The sequence below is a fragment of the Bradyrhizobium manausense genome (assembly GCF_018129685.1).
GTDB classification, from domain to species: domain Bacteria; phylum Pseudomonadota; class Alphaproteobacteria; order Rhizobiales; family Xanthobacteraceae; genus Bradyrhizobium; species Bradyrhizobium manausense_D.
The window spans coordinates 166970-185595 of the sequence record NZ_JAFCLG010000005.1 but is presented as its reverse complement, the minus strand read 5'-3'; the positions used below and the strand labels follow the sequence as shown (position 1 = coordinate 185595).

Genomic DNA, 18626 nt, shown 5'->3' with positions numbered 1-18626 from the left:
AGGGAATGGATAGAGCGAGCGTGTGGCGCTCTCCGTGTGGATCCGCACCCTTTGTCCGCACGACAGGTCGGACCCCCTCCCCCGCTTGCGGGGGAGGGTTGGGGTGAGAGTGTCTCCTCAATGGGATTACCAATGGTCGATCCTGAACATCCGGGCTGGAAAGTGCCCGCCAAGCTGCGAGCCAACGCGCGCACACTCAGACGCAATTCGACCGACGCAGAGCGTATCCTCTGGTCGGAGCTCCGTGCCGGCCGATTGAACGATGTGATTTTTCGCCGCCAAGTGCCGATCGAACGCTACGTCGCCGATTTCATCTGCCACGCGGCGAAGCTCGTCATCGAACTTGATGGCGGCCAGCATTTTTCTGATGAGGGCGAGCGCGCAGATGCACGGCGATCCGCTGCGATTGAAGCGAAGGGCTTCAAGGTCCTTCGCTTCAGCAATATCGATGTCATGACCAACCGTGCCGGCGTTCTCGAAACAATCGCGACCACCGTCGCGGAGAGAGCCCCCACCCCAACCCTCCCCCGCAAGCGGGAGAGGGAGCAGACCGTCTCCGTGGAGAAAAAGCAGCCATGAAATTCACCCTCTCCTGGCTGAAGGATCATCTCGACACCGACGAGCCGCTGGAAAGGCTCGCCGACAAGCTCACCATGATCGGGCTCGAGGTCGAGACCATCGAGGACAAGGCGAAGGCGCTCAAGCCCTTCACGATCGCAAGGGTGATCTCGGCCGAGCAGCATCCGAATGCCGATCGCCTGCGCGTCTGCATGGTCGACACCGGCGACGGCGGCGCGCCGGTGCAGGTCGTGTGCGGCGCGCCGAATGCGCGCGCCGGGCTCGTCAGCGTGTTCTCCCCGCCCGGCACCTACATTCCAGGCAAGGACATCACGCTGGGCGTCGGCACCATCCGCGGCGTCGAGAGCCGCGGCATGCTGTGCTCGGCAGCGGAGCTGCAGATCTCCAACGACCATGACGGGATCATGGAGTTGCCGGCGGATGCGCCTGTTGGCACCGCTTACGCCGAATGGGCCGCGCTCGGCGATCCCGTGATCGAGATCAATCTGACGCCGAACCGCCAGGACTGCACCGGCGTGCACGGCATCGCACGCGATCTCGCCGCTGCGGACATGGGCAAGTTCAAGGACCCGGCCATCAAGCCGATCAAGGGTGAATTCCCCTGCCCGGTGAAGGTCACGGTCGAGGACCCCGCGCTGTGTCCGGGCTTCGCCCTGCGCCTCGTGCGCGGCGTGAAGAACGGCCCGTCGCCGGAATGGCTGCAGAAGCGGCTGACCGCGATCGGACTGCGCCCGATCAACGCGCTGGTCGACATCACCAACTTCATGACCTACAACCGCGCACGCCCGCTGCACGTGTTCGACGCCGGCAAGGTGAAGGGCAATCTGGTCGTGCGCCGAGCCCGCGAAGGCGAGGCACTGCTCGCGCTCGACGGCCGCGCCTACAATCTCGATCCCTCGATCTGCGTGATCGCCGACGAGGACGGCGTCGAATCGCTCGCCGGCATCATGGGCGGCGAGGCCTCGGGCTGCGACGAGAACACCACCGACGTGCTGATCGAATCGGCGTTGTGGAACGAGATCAATATCGCCCAGACCGGCCGCAAGCTCGGCATCAACTCCGATGCGCGCTACCGCTTCGAGCGCGGCGTCGATCCGGCCTTCATGGTACCGGGCCTCGAGCTCGCGACCAGGCTGGTGATGGAGATGTGCGGCGGCACCCCGTCCGAGAACGTCGTCGTCGGCAACGCGTTCGGCGACGACCGCATCATCGATTTCCCGCTCACCGAGGTGAAGCGTCTCTCCGGCATCGAGGTGCCGCAGGTCGAGATGAAGCTCATCCTAACCCGTCTCGGCTTCATGATGGCGGGTCCTGGCCCGGTGGTGAAGGTCGCGGTGCCGTCGTGGCGCTCGGACGTGCATGGCAAGGCCGACATCGTCGAGGAAGTCGTCCGCATCTACGGCGTCGACAAGGTGCCGATGACGCCATTCGAGCGCGGCGAGGATGCGCGCAAGTCGGTGCTGACACCGCTGCAGCTGCGAACCCGCCGTGCGCGGCGCGCGCTCGCGAGCCGCGGCATGGTCGAGGCCGTGACGTGGTCGTTCATCACGAAGCCTGCCGCCCAACTGTTCGGCGGCGGCCAGCGCGAACTCGAAGTCGCCAACCCGATCGCCGCCGATCTCTCCGACATGCGGCCGAGCCTGCTGCCGGGCCTCGTCGCAGCCGCGCAGGCCAATGCCGATCGTGGCTATGGGGACGTCGCGTTGTTCGAGGTCGGCCAGGTCTTCAAGGGCGATCGTCCGCAGGATCAGTTCATGGCCGCGAGCGGCGTGCGCCGCGGCCTTGCGTCGGGCGAAGGATTGGGGCGGCATTGGTCGGGCTCGGCGCAGGCCGACGTGTTTGACGCGAAGGCCGATGCGCTCGCGGTGCTGGCTGCGGCGGGCGCGCCGATGCAGGCGCTGCAGATCGTCGCCGGCGGTCCCGCCTGGCTGCATCCGGGTCGCTCCGGCACGATCCAGATCGGGCCACAGAACGTGCTCGGCACTTTCGGCGAGATGCATCCGCGCGCGCTCGAGGCCCTCGGCGCCGATGGCCCGCTTGTCGTGTTCGAGGTGACACTCGATCGCATTCCGGAGGCGAAGAAGAAGCCGACGCGCGCCAAGCCGTTGATCGAACTCTCCGCGTTCCAGCCGGTGTCGCGCGACTTCGCCTTCATCGTCGACCGTGGCGTCAAGGCGGGCGAGATCGTGCGTGCCGCGCAGGGCGTCGACAAGAAGCTGATCACCGGCGTCAACGTGTTCGACGTCTATGAGGGCAAGGGCATCGACGACGGCAAGAAGTCTGTTGGCATCGCGGTGACGATCCAGCCGCGCGAGAAGACGCTGACCGATCAGGAGATCGAGGCCGTGGCCGCGAAGATCGTGGCCGAGGTCACGAAGAAGACTGGCGGCACGTTGCGAGCATGACGCCGAAAGGTGTGAAGCGGTTTTCGGACCACGTCATGCTCACGAGACATAGAGCATGACGCTCACAGACTCCCTCCCCAAGGATGTCAGCCTCACCATTGCGATGGCGCTCTGCGCCATCGCTTTCGTTTCGGGCACCGCGCGCGGCTTCTCGGGCTTCGGCGCGGCACTGATCTTCATGCCGCTCGCGAGCAGCGTCGCGGGTCCGCGGCTGGTCGCCGCCCTGCTGCTTGTCATCGATTTCGTCGCCGCCGCGCCGCTGCTCCCCGACGCGTGGCGTAAGGCCGATCGCAAGGCGACCGCCGTGATCGTGCTGGGCGCGCTGGTCGGCGTGCCCGTCGGCACCTATTTCCTCAGCGTGCTCGATCCCGTCACCACGCGCTGGATCATCTCCTGCTTCGTCGCCGCGCTGCTTCTGTTGCTGCTATCGGGCTGGCGCTATCGCGGCAAGGATCACGTTTGGCTCTCGGTCGGCATCGGCGGCCTCTCTGGCTTCTGCAGCGGACTGGCGCAGACCGGCGGGCCGCCGATCGTCGGCTACTGGCTCGGCCGTCCCATCGCCCCTATCGTGGCGCGCGCCAACATCGTGCTGTTCTTCGGCGCTTCCGATCTGTTCTCGATGGTCAGCTACACCACCACAGGCCTGATCAGCCGCGAATCGCTGGCGCTTTCGCTGATAGTCGGTCCGGTCTACGCGCTTGGCGTCGCCTTCGGCGCATCGTTGTTCGGCCGCGCCAGCGAAACGATCTTCCGCAGGATCTGCTATGCCCTGATCGCGATCGCTGTGATCACCGGGCTGCCGGTGCTGGACGCGGTGTTGCGCTGACTCGCTCCACGAGTCGTCCCGGCGAAGGCCGGGACCTATAACCCCGGTCGGCTCTTGTTGAGCGACCCGGCAACTCCGAGTCCTCGCAAAACTATTGCTGCGGAGTATGGGTCCCGGCCTTCGCCGGGACGACAGCGGAGTTTGTCGCGGCTCGTTCGCCTCACTGCCGCGGCGCACGCCGCCGCTTCGTCGATTGCGTCGGCACGTCGGCCGGCTCGTCCTTCAGCGCACCGATCTTGCGGAGCGCGGCGTCAGCGGCGCGCTCGCCGCTGTCCCAGGCGCCATCGACCGTGCCCCACAACGTCTCATGCGTGGCTTCGCCGGCGAGGAACACATTGCCAATCGGTTCGGTCAGGATTTTCCGCGAGAGCTGTCCGCCGGGCGAGGCCGCCGACATCGCACCCATCACGAAGGGCGAGGCGTTCCAGCGCGTCACGGCGGTCTTCTTCACGACGGCCGCCGCTTCGCTGCCGAACAGCTTCGAGATCCATTCCTTCGCAAAGGCCGTCATCGCAGCCTCGCCCTGCGCCGAGAGGTCGCGGCCGAACGAGCCGCCGACGTCGATCGAGCACAGCGAGGATCCGCCGATGTTGGCGTACATCAGCGCGGTGCGCGTCGAATTGCTCTGCTCGATCAGGATGTCGTCGCGCGACAGGCCGAGCGGATTGCCCGGCAGCTGCAGCACGATGTGATCGTAGCTGCCGAGCGTGAGCTTTGAGGCCGCATCGAGCGTGCGCTTGGGGATATCGGGCGCGAACTTGATCGCGCCGCTCATGAGCACATTGGTCGAGACCGTGACGATGGCGGCGCGCGCGGCGATCTTGCCGGCTTGTGTCTCCACGCTGACATCGCGATTGCTCCAGACAATCCGGCTTGCCGGCGTCGAAAGCACTGTTGGCGCCTGCTCGCCGAGCTTGGCGATCAGCGTGCCGAGACCCTGGCGGCAGGCGATCGGAGAATTGCGATCCTGCGCGCGCGACTTGTCGATCGCCGACAGCTCCTTCAGATCCTTGCCCGCAAAGCTCGCACCGAGCACGAACTCGGCCGCGCCCGCCCAATCGCCGAGCTCTTTCGGCAGGACCGACGCACAGGACGTATCGAGCTTGCCGCGCGAAGCCTCGTCGATGGCCCGGTTGGCGCGTACCAGAGCCGCGAGAAATTCTTCGGTCTCGCCCGCGCGCGCATTGCGGCGGCCGATGCGCATCTTTTGGCCCGAGGGCGCGGGCGCCACATCGAGCCCGGCGTTGCGCGCGAGCCGGATCATCGGGTTGGTGTCGGGATTGTGCATCCAGCGTGCGCCGCGATCGAACGGCACGTCGAAGGTGGTGCTATCAGTGATGCAGCGCCCGCCGATCTGCGACGCCGCCTCCACAACCACCACCTTGCGATTGGCCGCCATGACGCGCCGCGCTGCAGCGATGCCGGCCGCTCCCGCACCGATCACGACAATGTCAGCCTCACGTGGCAAGGGCGCGGCCGTTGCTCGCAGCACCGGCGCTGCAGCAAGGGCCGCCGACGCCGATAGGAAGCTGCGGCGCGTGATTGTCATGTCATGGTTTCCGGGGACTTGCGACGAAAGGGAACGGCCGGTGAACCTTGCCGCATCTGATGTTGCGCAGCAACCATCATGGTGAATCAATCGTGCTTGAAGTCACAGGGCCATGAACCGAATTGCAACGGCTTTCGACCATGATACAGATGGAAAAAAGACGGCCAGAAAGGCCCGGGGGAGTTCATGGGGACAGTCCTAGATTCAGTTGGCAAGGTGATAGCCGCGTACCTCTCGAAAGAGGTGCCGGGCTACGAGCCGTTCACGCCGAGCGACCCCGAGCACCTCCGCGGCGTGATCCAGCCCGGCGACGTCATGCTGGTCGAGGGCAACAACCGCATCTCCGGCATCATCAAATATCTGACGCAGTCGACCTGGTCGCATGCCGCGCTCTATGTCGGTCCGGTCGAAGGTGCGGTCGAGCCCGACGGCGAGCCGCATGTGCTGATCGAAGCCAATATCGGCGAGGGCGTCACCTCCGCGCCGCTGTCGAAATATTTCCCCTATCACACCCGCATCTGCCGTCCGGTCGGGCTATCCTACGAGGACCGCATCACGGTATGCCGATATGCGATCAACCGCATCGGCTTCGGCTACGACACCAAGAACATCATCGACCTGATGCGCTTCCTGGTCCCGTTGCCGGTGCCGCAGCGCTGGCGGCGGCGCATGATCGCGCTCGGCTCGGGCGATCCAACCAAGATCATCTGCTCGGCGCTGATTGCGCAGGCCTTCGACGCCGTGCGCTACCCGATCCTGCCGAAGATCACCAAGGCCGGCAGCCGCGCCGCGCGCCGCGAGATCCTGCACATTCGCGACTCCTCGCTCTACATGCCCCGCGACTTCGACATCTCGCCCTATTTCGAAGTCGTCAAACCCACCATCGTGCACGGGTTCGACTACACAGCCTTGCACTGGGCCGACAAGCAAAAGCCGCTCGAGGAGGTAGCGGGCTCATTCGGTGTGTTTCCAGAAACGCTCCGTTCGCCGCCGCTCGTTCCTGAAGCGGCTGACGAAGAAGCGCCGGCTGAAGTTCCGACTGAACAAATGATGCGTGAGGCGGCTCAAGAGATGTGCGCCACCTTCTCCGAGCATTTCGTGCTGCTGAATGAACTCGCGGCATACCGCGCGCGCCGCGGAGACGCGTGCGAGGTCGCCGCGTAGCCCCGCTAACCACCAGCGTCGTCCTGGCGAAAGCCAGGACCCATTCCCCCAAGACTTGGTTTGCCCCCAAGACTTGGTTTGGCGAAGACTTGTCGTTCGGTACAACTATCGAGCGCCATCGATAGATTCCGCGGTATGGGTCCTGGCCTTCGCCAGGACGACAAAGAACCTCTACCGCTCCGCCCGCCCGATCACCGCCATCAGCTCCGCGATCTTCTCACGCTGATCCGCCTTGTCGCCGCTCGCAATGGCGTGCTCGACGCAATGGGCGACGTGATCCTTCAAGACCTCTTCCTCGACCCGGCGCAGCGCGGCGCGCACCGCCGAGATCTGCGTGACGATGTCGATGCAGTAACGGTCCTCCTCGACCATCTTCGAGAGGCCACGAACCTGGCCCTCGATCCGGCCGAGACGTTTTCCGACGGATGCCTTGATGTCCCTGCGCATGGGGTCTATATACCCCTACCGGGTATAGGTTTCAAGGCCGGAGTGCAGCAATGGGCGACGCGGACCACAGCCATCATCATCACGGGGACACGCAGTCCGGCTGCGGCTGCTCGGCCGAGGCCACAGCACCTGCTCCCAAGCCTGCAGCCTCGTCCTGCTGCGGCGGACACGGCGACGATGCCGGTCACGCGCACCATCCCAGTCATGACCATGGCGCAGCAGACGCGAAGGTTCTCGACCCCGTCTGCGGCATGACGGTCGATGCAGCGACCTCGAAACATCGCTTCGACCATCACGGCAAGACCTTCCATTTCTGCTCGGCCGGCTGCCGCACCAAATTCGCTGCCGACCCCGCAAAGTACCTCACCAAGGAGAAGGCGCCCGAGCCGGAAATGCCTGCGGGCACGATCTACACCTGCCCGATGCATCCGCAGATCCGCCAGGTCGGACCCGGCAGCTGCCCGATCTGCGGCATGGCGCTGGAGCCGGAGGTCGCGAGCCTGGAGAGCGGCCCCAATCCGGAGCTCGCGGACATGACGCGGCGATTCTGGATCGGCGGCGCGCTGGCGCTGCCGGCAGTGGTGCTGGAGATGGGCGGCCATCTCGCCGGCCCCCACAACTGGATCGACCCGACATTGTCCAACTGGATCCAGCTCGTCGTTGCGACACCCGTCGTGTTCTGGGCCGGTTGGCCGTTTTTGGTCCGCGGCTGGCAGTCGCTGCTGACGCGCAACCTCAACATGTTCACGCTGATCGCGATGGGCACGGGGGTTGCCTATGTCTACAGCCTGATCGGCACCGTCGCGCCGCAGATTTTCCCTGCGGCCTTCCGGGGCCATGACGGCGCGGTCGCCGTTTATTTCGAAGCGGCCGCCGTGATCACCGTCCTGGTTCTGCTCGGTCAGGTGCTGGAGCTGCGTGCACGCGAGGCGACCTCGGGCGCGATCAAGGCGCTGCTTCAGCTCGCCCCAAAGACAGCGCGCCGCGTCGACGCCGATGGCAACGAGCATGAGGTCGAGATCGACACGCTTCATGCCGGCGACAGCCTTCGGGTTCGTCCCGGCGAGAAGGTGCCGGTTGACGGCGTGATCACCGAGGGGCGCTCCTCGCTCGACGAATCCCTCGTGACAGGCGAATCCATGCCCGTGACCAGGGACGTCGGCGGAAAAGTCATCGCCGGCACGCTCAACCAGTCCGGCAGCTTCATCATGCGCGCCGACAAGGTCGGGCGCGAGACGTTGTTGTCGCAGATCGTGCAGATGGTCGCGGACGCGCAGCGCTCGCGCGCGCCGATCCAGCGACTGGCCGACCAGGTCGCCGGCTGGTTCGTGCCGACGGTGATCGCCGTCGCCATCGCAGCCTTTGCTGCATGGACCTGGTTCGGGCCGGAGCCCCGCCTGGCCTTCGGCCTCGTCGCCGCTGTCAGCGTGCTGATCATCGCCTGCCCGTGCGCGCTGGGCCTCGCGACCCCGATGTCGATCATGGTCGGCATCGGTCGCGGCGCGCAGGCCGGGGTTCTGATCAAGAATGCCGAAGCGCTGGAGCGGATGGAGGCAATCGACACGCTGGTGGTCGACAAGACCGGTACGCTGACCGAGGGGAAGCCCAAGGTGGTCGCGATCGTGCCGACGGCTGGTCTGGCCGAGGATGACATTCTCAGGCTTGCCGCCAGCGTCGAGCGCGCCAGCGAGCATCCGCTCGCCGACGCGATCGTGCGCGCCGCCAAGGAGAAGCAGCTCGCCCTCGGCCGGGTCGAGGCGTTCGATTCGCCGACCGGCAAGGGCGCTTCCGGCAAGGTCGATGGCAAGAGCATCGTGCTTGGAAATGCCAGATATTTCGCTTCGAACGGAATCGACACCACGGTGCTCGATGCCGAGGCCGAACGCCTGCGCGGCGATGGCGCAACCGTCATCAACATGGCCGTTGACGGTAGCTTGGCCGGTCTGTTCGCGATCGCCGATCCGGTCAAGGCCTCGACCCCGGAGGCGCTGAAGGCGCTCGCCGCCGAGGGCATCAAAGTCATCATGCTGACCGGCGACAACCGCACCACGGCGGAAGCCGTGGCGCGCAGGCTCGGTATCGCCGATGTCGAGGCCGAAGTGCTGCCCGACCAGAAGAGCGCAGTGGTGATGAAGCTGCAAAAGGCCGGCCGTAGCGTCGCGATGGCCGGCGACGGCGTCAACGATGCGCCGGCGCTGGCGGCGGCCGAGGTCGGCATCGCCATGGGCACCGGCACGGATGTGGCGATGGAAAGCGCCGGCATTACGCTGCTGAAGGGCGACCTCACCGGCATCGTACGTGCGCGAAAACTGTCGCAGGCGACGATGAACAATATCAGGCAAAACCTGTTCTTCGCCTTCATCTACAACGCCGCCGGCATTCCGATCGCCGCCGGCATCCTCTATCCCGCCTTCGGCGTACTGCTGTCGCCGATCATCGCGGCGGCCGCGATGGCGCTGTCCTCGGTGAGCGTGGTCGGCAACGCGCTGCGGCTGCGCGCGACGCGGCTGTAAGGACGGCGAAATCTGTGTAGAACAGGTCCACGACACCCGCGGAGAGAACCTGATGCAGCGGATTACGATCACGATCGAGGACGATCTTTTGGCGGAGATCGATGCCGCGGCCGAAGCACGCGGATACCAGAACCGAAGCGAGATCATCCGCGATCTCGCGCGGGCCGGATTGCAGCAATCGAGCGAGGATACGGCGCAAAGCGGCCCCTGCGTCGCCGGCCTCGTCTATGTCTACGACCACGCCGCGCGCGATCTCTCAAAACGGCTGGTGCAGGAATTCCACGGCCATCACGACCTCGCGCTCGCAACCCTGCATGTCCATCTCGACGACAACAATTGCATGGAGATGACGGCGCTGCGCGGTGACGCGGAGGAGGTCAGACATTTTGCCGATCACATCATCGCGGAGCGCGGCGTGCGTTATGGGCGCGTGGTGATGATTCCGACGGGGGAGAGCAAGCCGGCGAAGGCGCGGAAGCATGGGCATCGGCATGAGTAGGCACAGTCTTGCCCTCCCCTGGAGGGGGAGGGTCGATCGCGCGAAGCGCGAACGGGGTGGGGTGACGGTCCCTCCGCGACGAACAGTGCCCGTGTTGAGAGATCACCCCACCCCGTCTCATATTTCGCTGCGCTCAATGTGAGCCGACCTTCCCCCTCCAGGGGAGGGTAAGAGACCTCACGCCGCCTTCGCGGCGCTCCCACCTGGAAGCCCTGCCCGCGCGAGACCGCCATAGAGCTGCTCGTTCGGCATCTCCTCGCGCAGAATCTTCCGCACCGCGATCAGGCGATCGAGATCGATGCCGGTCGCAAAGCCCTTGCTCTCACACAGGAACACGAGATCCTCGAACACAACATTGCCGGTCGCGCCGGGTGCGAAGGGGCAGCCGCCGAGGCCGCCGAGCGAGCCGTCGAGGATGCGGACGCCTTCGTCGAGCGCGGCGGCGGCATTGGCGATACCCATGCCGCGGGTGTCGTGCAGATGGATGCAGATCGGCTTCGCACCTGAGAGCTTCACTGCAGCGCGGGTCAGTTCGGCCACCTGCTTCGGCCCGGCGTAACCGACGGTGTCGGCGATCGCGACGAAATCGACACCGGCCTCGAGGCATTTATCGACGAGGCGCAGCACCTCCTTGGGGTCCACCGCGCCGGTGATGGAGCAGCCCAGCGCCATCGAGATCGCGGCATTCACCAGTGGCTTGTGGGCGCTGGCATCGCGCATCTCGCAGAGGCGCTGGATGTTGGCAATGGCGGAATCGCGCGAACGGTGCGCGTTGGCCTGGCTGTGCTCCTCCGTGGCCGAAACCACCGAAGCGATCTCGCCGACGCCCGATTCCAGCGCCTCGTTCACCCCGCGCTCGTTGAGCGCAAGCGCGATGCCATGTGCCCCACGCAGGCCTGCCACCGTCGCGATGACATCGCGGACATCGACGAACTGCGGAAAGGTCTTTGCCGGCAGGAACGAGCCAACCTCGAAATGCCGCACGCCAGCGGCGTATTCCTCGCGCACCCAGCGCTGCTTGGCCTCAGTGGAGGGAAACTTTTTCACGAGCTGGAGCCCGTCGCGCAGGCCGACCTCGCGCAAGGCGACGCGATCGGCGGGGTAGATGGTCTCGATCCGGCTCATGCGCGCCTCCCAGCGGCTCTTGACGTTGCATCGGTAGTGCCGTCGATCTCGGCGCGAATAGCCGATGTGTCAGCGCCAAGTGGCGCGACCTTCAGGCCCTCACCGAAATGGCGGCCGTTCCATTCGAGCGGCAGCGTCGGCACATGGAACAGTTTGCCGTCGGCGGTGATGTTGGTGACGAGGCCGCCGGGCCGCAGCACATGCGGGTCGGTCAGGAGATCCTCGGGCCGGTTGATCGGCGAGAAGCAGATGTTGAGCGCATCGAGCTTTTGCGACAGCTCCGCCACATCCTGCTGCCGGATGATCTCCGCCACGCGCGGCAGGATCCGCGGCCGCGCCAGGATCCGATCGGTCGTGGTGCGCAAAGTGGGATCATCGAGAAATTCGGTTAGCCCGAACTCGCGGCAAAAGCTCTGCCAATGCCCTTCGGTCACGACCCCAATGAAAATGCGCCCCTCGCCGGCGGCGTCGAAAATGTCGTAGATCGGCCAGGCATGCTCGCGCTCCGGCATCGAACGCGGCTTGTTGCCGGTCATCTCGTATTCGACCATGTGCTGGGCGACCAGGAACAGGCAGTTCTCGAACAGGCCTATCCTGATGTCGGTGCCGTCGCGCTGGCCGCCACGCTTCTGATAGAGCGCGGCGAGGATCGCGATCACGCCGAACATGCCGCCCATGATGTCGTTGGCGGATGAGCCGACGCGCTGCGGCTTCTCCTTGGTGCCGGTCATGGCAGCGAGCCCCGACATCATCTGCACGACCTCGTCGAGCGCCGGGCGATGCTCATAGGGGCCGGACAGAAAGCCCTTGTGGCCGGCAATGATCAGATGCGGATGCAGACGGCGCAGTTCCTCGGCACCCAACCCCTGCTTCTCGAGCAGGCCGTCGCGAAAATTCTCCAGGAACACATCGGCCGTCTCCAGCAGACGGTGCATGGTGTCGCGATCCTCCGGCTTCTCGAAGTCGAGCACGATGCTGCGCTTGCCGCGGTTGAACAGTGGGAAGAACGCCGTGCCCATGCCGCCGAGGATGCGGGTCTTGTCGCCGGCGGGCGGCTCGACCTTGATCACCTCGGCGCCCAACTGCGCGAGGATCATGCCGCAGGTCGGGCCCATGACCATGTGGGTCATCTCGACCACGCGCACGCCTTCAAGCGGCAATCCGGTCTCAGCCATCCGTCACTCCCTGTCCGTTCGGGGTCGAAGACTAGGTCTTCACAAGCCTTCTTAAAAATATAATCTGTCGAAGAATGCCTTCGCGCTTATAGAACGCTTCACGCTCATGGATTCGCGCCAGCTCCGCTATTTCATTGCCGTCTACGAGCAGCGGAACCTGTCGCGGGCGGCCGACCAGGTGAATGTCGCCCAGTCGGCGCTCAGCCATCATATCTCGAATCTGGAAGCCGAGTTCGCAACGCCGCTATTTGAACGCAAGTCGCGCGGCATGGACCCGACGGCGGCCGGCGAGCGGCTCTACGAGCATGCCCGCATCATCCTGCGCGCGATGGCGGAGGCCGAGACCGAGGTGCGCGAGGGCGCCCGCGTCATCGCCGGCGAGATCTCGATCGGCATGGCCAATTCCGGCGTCAAGGCGATCGGCGTCGCGTTGATGCGCACGGTGCTGACCAACTACCCCAAGCTCAAGCTGTCGCTCACCGAGAGCCTGTCGGGCGCCACGCTGATGCATCTGATGATCTCGAATGTCGATCTGGCGCTGGTCTACAATCCGCCGTCGGAGAAGGAGCTGATCACGGAGGCCGTGCTCGAAGAGGAGATGTTCCTGGTCGGCATTCCCAAGCTGGTCGGCAAGGCCAAAACGCCCATCCGCTTCGAGGAGCTGAGCCGGCTGCCGCTGATCCTGCTGCGCTATGGCCTCGGCCTGTCCTCGCGCGCGCTGCTCGATGATCCCGTGCTGCTCAAGCGGCTCGAAGGTAGCGCGATCCTGCACGCCAATTCGATCACCGGCATGACCGGCGCGCTGGTGGAAGGGCTCGGCTGCACCATCGCAACGAAGCTGTTCGCGCGGGAGGAGCTGGCGGCCGGGCGCCTGGTCGCACGTCGGGTGGTCGAGCCGAAGCTGACCCGGACGCTCTACCTCTGCCGCCTGCGCAATCGCCCGATGACCTACGCGATGGAGGAGATGCGGCGGCTGATGCTGGCGCTGATCGCCGAGCAGGTCCGCAGCGGCGGCTGGCAGGCGACGCTGGTGGGGTGAAGAGCGACCAATACCTTCGGCGTCATGGCCGGGCTTGACGCTGCGGAGGCCTCATCGCCCGAGCTTTCACATTCAGACCCGCGCCTTCGAAAATCTCGAACGCTCCCATCGATATGTTCTTCTGGATTTCCGGCTGCCGGCGGCCAACATGGCCCGGCTCCGGCAAAGTTCGCGAAAAACCACAGAGATGAGCCGCCGGGAACCGCGCGCGACCAGCGCGCCACGGGGAGGACACCATGAGCGCTGTCGGCATCGACACGAGCATCGGGCTCGGCACACCATCAGCATCCGGACCGGACGAGATCTCGCGGCGGCTCGAAACCATGCCTGCGACGGGCTTTGTCTGGCGGCTCGTCATCCTGCTTTCGCTCGGCGGCTGTTTCGAGATCTACGACCTGTTCCTGACCGGCTACATCGCACCGGGCCTCAGCCGTAGCGGATTGCTGAGCACGACGACGCAGGCCTTCTTCGGCTTCTCCGGCATTGGCGCCTTCGTCGCCGCGACCTTCGCCGGCCTGTTTGTCGGCACCTTCTTCCTCGGCTTCCTCGCCGATCGTTTCGGTCGCCGCCCGATCTTCACCTACGCCCTGCTTGGCTACACCGCAGCATCAGTGATCATGGCCTGCCAGACGTCTTCGGGCGGCCTGTTGCTCTGGCGCTTCCTCGCCGGGATCGGAATCGGCATCGAGGTCATCACCATCGATGCCTACATCACCGAGCTGGTGCCGAGCCGCATGCGTGGACGCGCCTTTGCGGTGAACCAGTCGATCATGTTCGTCGCCGTGCCCATCGTCGCCTTCCTCGCCTGGTGGCTGGTGCCGCAAGCCCCTTACGGCGTCGAGGGCTGGCGCTGGGTGGTGCTGATCGGTGCCGCCGCCAGCATGATCATCTGGGTGCTGCGGCTGTTCCTGCCCGAAAGCCCGCTCTGGCTGGCGCGCCACGGCCGCACGGACGAGGCGTTCCGGATTCTCGCGACTCTGGAAGCCAAAGGCGGAAGCGCAGCGACGACAGCTTCCGCTCCGCTCGCGCGGCCGGCGGCGGAGACGGTCGCACGCGTCGGCTTCGCCGATCTGTTCCGGCCGCCCTATCTCTCGCTTGTCGTGCTGTTCATGGTGTTCAACCTCTGCCAATCCTTCGGCTTCTACGGTTTCGCCAATTGGGTGCCGACGCTGCTGGTGGAAAAGGGCATCACCGTCACCAAGAGCCTGCAATATTCCTTCATCGTGGCCTTCGCCTATCCGATCTCGCCGCTGCTCGCCGCGAGCTTCGCCGACAAGTTCGAGCGTCGCTGGATCATCGCCGGGGCTTGCATCGCCATCATCGTGTTCGGCATGGCCTTCGCGCAGCTGACCGAACCTGTTCTGCTGATCATCTGCGGCGTGCTGCTGACCGCCTGCAACACCACGATGTCCTACGCCTATCACGCCTACCAGACCGAGGTGTTCCCGACCCAGATCCGGGCGCAGGCCTCCGGCCTCGTCTATTCGGTGAGCCGGCTCTCCGCGACGTTTTCCGGGTTCATCGTCGCCTACATGCTGAAGGAAGCCGGCGTCATCGGCGTATTCGGCCTGATTACCGTGGCCATGCTGATTGTGGTGATCGCCATGGCGCTGTTCGGCCCTGATGTCCGCGGCAAGGCGCTTGATACGGTCTAGCACGGACGCCGCATGTCCCTTGTCGACAGGTCCCTTGCCGAACCGGCTCGGGGTGTCTACCTCTCGCGGGTGATTTCGTGAGAGGTTCCCATGCTGGATGCCGCCGCCAAGGCGCTGTCGCAAATGATGTCGCCGCCGATGCGCTCGATCCTGTGGCGGTCGATCGGGCTGGCGCTGGTGCTGATCGTGGTTCTCGCGATCGGGCTGCAGCGGCTGTTGAGCTGGTTCGCCACTCATGGCGAGGTCTGGCTCGAGGGCTTGCTCGGGCCGGGCTGGCATTCGTCGCTGGAGGTGCTGTCCTGGATCATCTCGATTGCGGCCGGCTTCGGCGTCGTGTTCGGCAGTGTGTTCCTGATGCCCGCGATCACCTCGCTGGTGGCGAGCTTCTTTGTCGACGACGTCGCCGACATCGTCGAGCGCGAACATTATCCGGCTGAGCGGCCGGGCACGGCCCTGCCGTTCAATCAGGCGATCCTCGAGGGCGTCAAGACGGCGCTGCTGACGGTCCTGGTCTATCTGATCGCACTGCCGCTGGTGCTTTTCGCCGGGGCCGGGTTCCTGATCTTCTTCCTCGCCGCCGCCTGGCTGCTGGGCCGTGAATATTTCGAGCTCGCCGCGATGCGTTTCCGCTCGCCGGAGGATGCCAAGGCAATGCGGCGCGACAATGCGGCGACGATCTTCACGGCGGGCCTGTTCATCGCGGCCTTCGTCTCGATCCCGGTCGTGAACCTGGCGACGCCGATCTTCGCCATGGCCTTCATGGTCCACATGCACAAGCGGCTCTCGGGACCGCGGCCCGAGCTGATCGAGCCGGCCCGGCAGATGCGGTGACGCTGTCCACCTCTCCCAGCGGGAGAGGTGAAGCGAGGCCCGCGGACCGATCTACAGAACCAACGGCCACCGCACTCTAGGTTACTTGCACCCCGCATTTGCGAAGCACCGTCTTGGCAAAGCCGAATGGCGCCGGCGTGAACGGCCCGGCCGGGGCGCGGGTGATCAAAGCGATGAAGCCGAGCCCTGATATCGCCAGCCAGAAGCAGAGCCAGAAGGCGTCGATATAGGCGAGCACATTGGCCTCGCGCGCGACGAAACTCGCGAGCGTGCCGACGGCACGCGCCTGCGCCGAGCCTGTGCCATGGGCCGCAAAATGATCGGCGAGCTGCTTCAGCGCACGCACCACGTTGACGTCGCCGACTTCGAGATTCTGACCGATATAGAAGGAATGGACCTGCTCGCGGACGCGCAGCCACGTTCCCATCAGCGCCACGCCGATCTCGGCGCCACCGAGGCGCATGATCTGGATGTAGGCGGCAAACGATGTCGCGCGGCTCGGATCGGAATTGGACAGCGCGATGATGATGAGCGGCAGCAGCGTCAGCGACTGGCCGATCGCTTGCAGCAGCACGATGCCGATAAAGTCCTCGCGTGCCCAATCATGGGTGAGCTGGGTGCCCCAGAGATTGGCAGCGGCAAAGCAGGCAAATCCGAGCACCACGACCAGCCGCGGATCGAAGTGGCGGAGCAGCCAGATCGAAACGGGCACCAGCACGACCATCGGCAGCGCGCCATAAGTGAGCAGCAACAGCCCGCTTTGTTCCGGCCGCAGCAGGCCGATATTGCCGAGGAAGTTCGGCACCAGCGACGAGTTGGAGAGCGACGTCAGCGTGTAGAGCAGGATGACCACCAGCGCCAGGCCGATATTGCGCGAGAACAGCACGTTCACATGCGCCCAGGGTTGCGCTGACAGCGATTCGTTGATCAGAAAGGCAACGAACAGCACGCCGCCGACGACGAGCAGCGCCATCACCGTGCCGGAACCCAGCCAATCCAGCCGATTGCCCTGGTCGAGGCCGGCATAGATCATGCCAACCGAGGCTCCGAGCAGCAGCATGCCGCCCCAATCGGCATCCCGCAGCAGCACGCGATTGACGGGATCACTGGGCGTCCCGAGATACACCATCAATCCCATCAGCGGCGCGATCACGACGCCCTGCCAGTACAGCCATTGCCAGCCAAGATGATCGACATAGAAGCCGACCAGTGAGCTCGACGTATCAAGGGCGAAGCCGACGCGGATCGAATAGAGCGCGATTGCCGGCAACCACCAGCGGATCGGGAGGTTGCGGAACACGATCATCAGCGTCGCCGGCACGAAGGTGCCGAGCAACAGGCCATGCACGACGCTCAGCGCAATCAGGGTCGGATAGTCCTGGACGAAAGGAATGATCAGCGAGACGAGCGCGTAGACGAGGCTGGGAATGCCGAGCACGCGTCGCAGGCCGAACACGGTCGCGAGCCACGCCACGGCGGGCGCGATGAAGATCTGCGAGCCGATGCCGGCTGTCGAGAGCCAGGCGCCTTCGTCGAAGGAGAGAGAGAACGCGCCGCGCAGATCGGGCAAGCCGACCGTGGTCAGCCGGCTATCGAAATTGGCGAGGTACGAGCCGAGCAGCACGGCGGCAACCGCAAACAGGGGCTGTCGCGCGACGCCGCCGCGCGAGACAGGCCCGAGGTCGGCAGCGTCATTTGCCGCCATCGGTGCCCCTCGTGTCGATTCGGGTGACGACCGACATGCCCGGCACAAGCCGCGCCAGCAACGGCTGGTTATCGTCAAACTGGATGCGGACGGGGATGCGCTGCACGACCTTGGTGAAATTGCCGGTCGCATTGTCGGGCGGCAGCAGCGCGACCTGCGCACCGGTCGCGGGCGCGATGCGCTCGACCTTGCCGCGCAGCCGCTCGCGCGGAAAACTGTCGACTGTGATCTCGACGGGCTGGCCCGGCGCGACATGCGTCAGCTGGGTCTCCTTGTAGTTCGCGATCACATAGACCTTCGGCAGCGGCACGACGTTGATGAGGTTGGTGCCGATATTGACGTAGTCGCCAGGCTGCACCTGCCGCTCACCGACGACGCCGTCGAACGGAGCCGTGATCCTGGCGTAGCCGAGCTTGAGTTTTGCGCTCGCGAGCGTTGCCTTGGCGGCATCGAGATCGGCGGCGCGCTGCTTCCTGGTGCCTTGCAAGACTTCGAGCTGATGCTGCTGGGCGGCGATCACCGCGCGGCTGGCGCGCACATCGGCCTGCGCCTTGGCAAGACCCGCGACCGCCTGCTCGAGCCGCTGCCGCGTGCCGGCCTCGGTCTGTGTCAGCGATTGCTGACGCTCCTGCTCCTGCTTGGCTTCGACTTCCAGCGCTTCCGCCGACAGCCTCGCGGCTTCGGCTTGCGCGATCGTCGCATATTGGAGTTCGATCTGGTTGGCGAGATTGTCCAGCACGGCTTGCGCGGCGGCCACCGCGGCCTCCGACTGCGCGACCTGGGCTTCGTAATCGGCGGGATCGATCTGGATCAGGAGATCGCCTGATTTGACGCGCTGGAAGTCGGTCACGGCGACCGTCAGCACCTCGCCGGAAACGCGGCTCGCGAGCCGCGTCAGCTCGGAGCGCACATAGGCGTCGTTGGTGGTCTGGACCGCTTCATTGCCGACCCATTCGTCGAACCGCAGTGTCGCCAGCGCAACGAAGGCGAGCGCAACGATCACCGCGAACAGCGGGATCGCAAGCCGGCCCCACAGCGGGCTGGCCAGCGGCTGCGGTGGCTTGGGTCCGGCGGGTGGTTGCGGCGACGAGACTTGTTCCTGTTGACTCACGAT

The 18626-nt window shown here is 65.4% G+C and carries 15 protein-coding genes; 9 read left to right on the top strand and 6 right to left on the bottom strand.

What is annotated here, in order from left to right; all coding sequences use genetic code 11:
• Nucleotides 1-132 precede the first annotated feature (132 nt).
• Genes JQ621_RS15520 through JQ621_RS15510 form a run of 3 tightly spaced genes read left to right on the top strand, consistent with a single transcriptional unit; the run spans nt 133 to nt 3810 of the window.
• Complete coding sequence (locus JQ621_RS15520) at nt 133-579, top strand: endonuclease domain-containing protein (protein WP_212235586.1); 447 nt, start codon at nt 133-135, stop codon at nt 577-579.
• Complete coding sequence (gene pheT / locus JQ621_RS15515) at nt 576-2984, top strand: phenylalanine--tRNA ligase subunit beta (protein WP_212235585.1); 2409 nt, start codon at nt 576-578, stop codon at nt 2982-2984. Before JQ621_RS15520 ends, pheT begins: the two co-directional genes overlap by 4 nt.
• Nucleotides 2985-3039: 55 nt before the next feature.
• Entirely contained in the window at nt 3040-3810 is a 771-nt protein-coding gene (locus JQ621_RS15510; RefSeq protein ID WP_212235584.1) for a sulfite exporter TauE/SafE family protein, read from the top strand.
• A gap of 160 nt (nt 3811-3970) precedes the next feature.
• Here the strand turns inward: JQ621_RS15510 and JQ621_RS15505 are convergent, their stop codons facing one another.
• Nucleotides 3971-5359: a flavin monoamine oxidase family protein gene (locus tag JQ621_RS15505; RefSeq protein WP_212235583.1), complete on the bottom strand. Its 1389-nt coding sequence runs from the start codon at nt 5357-5359 to the stop codon at nt 3971-3973.
• A gap of 186 nt (nt 5360-5545) precedes the next feature.
• On the opposite strand from JQ621_RS15505, the gene JQ621_RS15500 reads away from it, so the two are divergent.
• On the top strand, nt 5546-6523 hold the full coding sequence (locus JQ621_RS15500) for a YiiX/YebB-like N1pC/P60 family cysteine hydrolase (protein WP_212235582.1): 978 nt from the start codon (nt 5546-5548) through the stop codon (nt 6521-6523).
• Nucleotides 6524-6694: 171 nt separating this feature from the next.
• Here the strand turns inward: JQ621_RS15500 and JQ621_RS15495 are convergent, their stop codons facing one another.
• Nucleotides 6695-6970, bottom strand: a complete 276-nt coding sequence (locus tag JQ621_RS15495; protein ID WP_212235581.1) for a metal-sensitive transcriptional regulator — start codon at nt 6968-6970, stop codon at nt 6695-6697.
• 50 nt (nt 6971-7020) lie between these two features.
• On the opposite strand from JQ621_RS15495, the gene JQ621_RS15490 reads away from it, so the two are divergent.
• Nucleotides 7021-9483 (top strand): heavy metal translocating P-type ATPase, encoded by a 2463-nt coding sequence (locus JQ621_RS15490; RefSeq protein WP_212235580.1) that lies wholly within the window; start codon nt 7021-7023, stop codon nt 9481-9483.
• 52 nt (nt 9484-9535) lie between these two features.
• A complete protein-coding gene (gene nikR, locus JQ621_RS15485) occupies nt 9536-9982 on the top strand; it encodes a nickel-responsive transcriptional regulator NikR (RefSeq protein ID WP_212235579.1) in 447 nt (148 codons plus the stop codon).
• A gap of 177 nt (nt 9983-10159) precedes the next feature.
• Here the strand turns inward: nikR and JQ621_RS15480 are convergent, their stop codons facing one another.
• Both JQ621_RS15480 and JQ621_RS15475 read right to left on the bottom strand, forming a co-directional pair.
• Nucleotides 10160-11107: a hydroxymethylglutaryl-CoA lyase gene (locus JQ621_RS15480; protein ID WP_212235578.1), complete on the bottom strand. Its 948-nt coding sequence runs from the start codon at nt 11105-11107 to the stop codon at nt 10160-10162.
• Nucleotides 11104-12282, bottom strand: a complete 1179-nt coding sequence (locus JQ621_RS15475) for a CoA transferase (RefSeq protein ID WP_212235577.1) — start codon at nt 12280-12282, stop codon at nt 11104-11106. Before JQ621_RS15475 ends, JQ621_RS15480 begins: the two co-directional genes overlap by 4 nt.
• A gap of 106 nt (nt 12283-12388) precedes the next feature.
• Here JQ621_RS15475 and JQ621_RS15470 point away from each other — a divergent pair, with 106 nt between their 5' ends.
• The 3 genes from JQ621_RS15470 (at nt 12389) to JQ621_RS15460 (ending at nt 15807) form a co-directional block, all read left to right on the top strand.
• Nucleotides 12389-13321 (top strand): LysR family transcriptional regulator, encoded by a 933-nt coding sequence (locus tag JQ621_RS15470; RefSeq protein ID WP_212235576.1) that lies wholly within the window; start codon nt 12389-12391, stop codon nt 13319-13321.
• Nucleotides 13322-13557: 236 nt separating this feature from the next.
• The gene (locus JQ621_RS15465) at nt 13558-14976 is read left to right on the top strand and encodes an MFS transporter (RefSeq protein ID WP_212235575.1); all 1419 of its coding nucleotides are present in this window, start codon (nt 13558-13560) and stop codon (nt 14974-14976) included.
• A 90-nt stretch (nt 14977-15066) separates the two neighbouring features.
• Entirely contained in the window at nt 15067-15807 is a 741-nt protein-coding gene (locus JQ621_RS15460; protein ID WP_212235574.1) for a sulfate transporter family protein, read from the top strand.
• Between the two features lie 76 nt (nt 15808-15883).
• On the opposite strand, the gene JQ621_RS15455 is transcribed toward JQ621_RS15460, so the two are convergent.
• Together JQ621_RS15455 and JQ621_RS15450 are read right to left on the bottom strand one after the other, a co-directional pair.
• Complete coding sequence (locus JQ621_RS15455; RefSeq protein ID WP_212235573.1) at nt 15884-17512, bottom strand: MFS transporter; 1629 nt, start codon at nt 17510-17512, stop codon at nt 15884-15886.
• Entirely contained in the window at nt 17499-18623 is a 1125-nt protein-coding gene (locus tag JQ621_RS15450; RefSeq protein ID WP_212235572.1) for an HlyD family secretion protein, read from the bottom strand. Before JQ621_RS15450 ends, JQ621_RS15455 begins: the two co-directional genes overlap by 14 nt.
• Nucleotides 18624-18626: the final 3 nt, after the last annotated feature.

Bases quoted from the DNA above. Each gene is read 5' to 3' on its own strand.
- JQ621_RS15520 (WP_212235586.1), top strand. From the start codon at position 133: ATGGTCGATCCTGAACATCCGGGCTGGAAAGTGCCCGCCAAGCTGCGA.
- pheT (WP_212235585.1), top strand. From the start codon at position 576: ATGAAATTCACCCTCTCCTGGCTGAAGGATCATCTCGACACCGACGAG.
- JQ621_RS15510 (WP_212235584.1), top strand. From the start codon at position 3,040: ATGACGCTCACAGACTCCCTCCCCAAGGATGTCAGCCTCACCATTGCG.
- JQ621_RS15505 (WP_212235583.1), bottom strand. From the start codon at position 5,359: ATGACAATCACGCGCCGCAGCTTCCTATCGGCGTCGGCGGCCCTTGCT.
- JQ621_RS15500 (WP_212235582.1), top strand. From the start codon at position 5,546: ATGGGGACAGTCCTAGATTCAGTTGGCAAGGTGATAGCCGCGTACCTC.
- JQ621_RS15495 (WP_212235581.1), bottom strand. From the start codon at position 6,970: ATGCGCAGGGACATCAAGGCATCCGTCGGAAAACGTCTCGGCCGGATC.
- JQ621_RS15490 (WP_212235580.1), top strand. From the start codon at position 7,021: ATGGGCGACGCGGACCACAGCCATCATCATCACGGGGACACGCAGTCC.
- nikR (WP_212235579.1), top strand. From the start codon at position 9,536: ATGCAGCGGATTACGATCACGATCGAGGACGATCTTTTGGCGGAGATC.
- JQ621_RS15480 (WP_212235578.1), bottom strand. From the start codon at position 11,107: ATGAGCCGGATCGAGACCATCTACCCCGCCGATCGCGTCGCCTTGCGC.
- JQ621_RS15475 (WP_212235577.1), bottom strand. From the start codon at position 12,282: ATGGCTGAGACCGGATTGCCGCTTGAAGGCGTGCGCGTGGTCGAGATG.
- JQ621_RS15470 (WP_212235576.1), top strand. From the start codon at position 12,389: ATGGATTCGCGCCAGCTCCGCTATTTCATTGCCGTCTACGAGCAGCGG.
- JQ621_RS15465 (WP_212235575.1), top strand. From the start codon at position 13,558: ATGAGCGCTGTCGGCATCGACACGAGCATCGGGCTCGGCACACCATCA.
- JQ621_RS15460 (WP_212235574.1), top strand. From the start codon at position 15,067: ATGCTGGATGCCGCCGCCAAGGCGCTGTCGCAAATGATGTCGCCGCCG.
- JQ621_RS15455 (WP_212235573.1), bottom strand. From the start codon at position 17,512: ATGGCGGCAAATGACGCTGCCGACCTCGGGCCTGTCTCGCGCGGCGGC.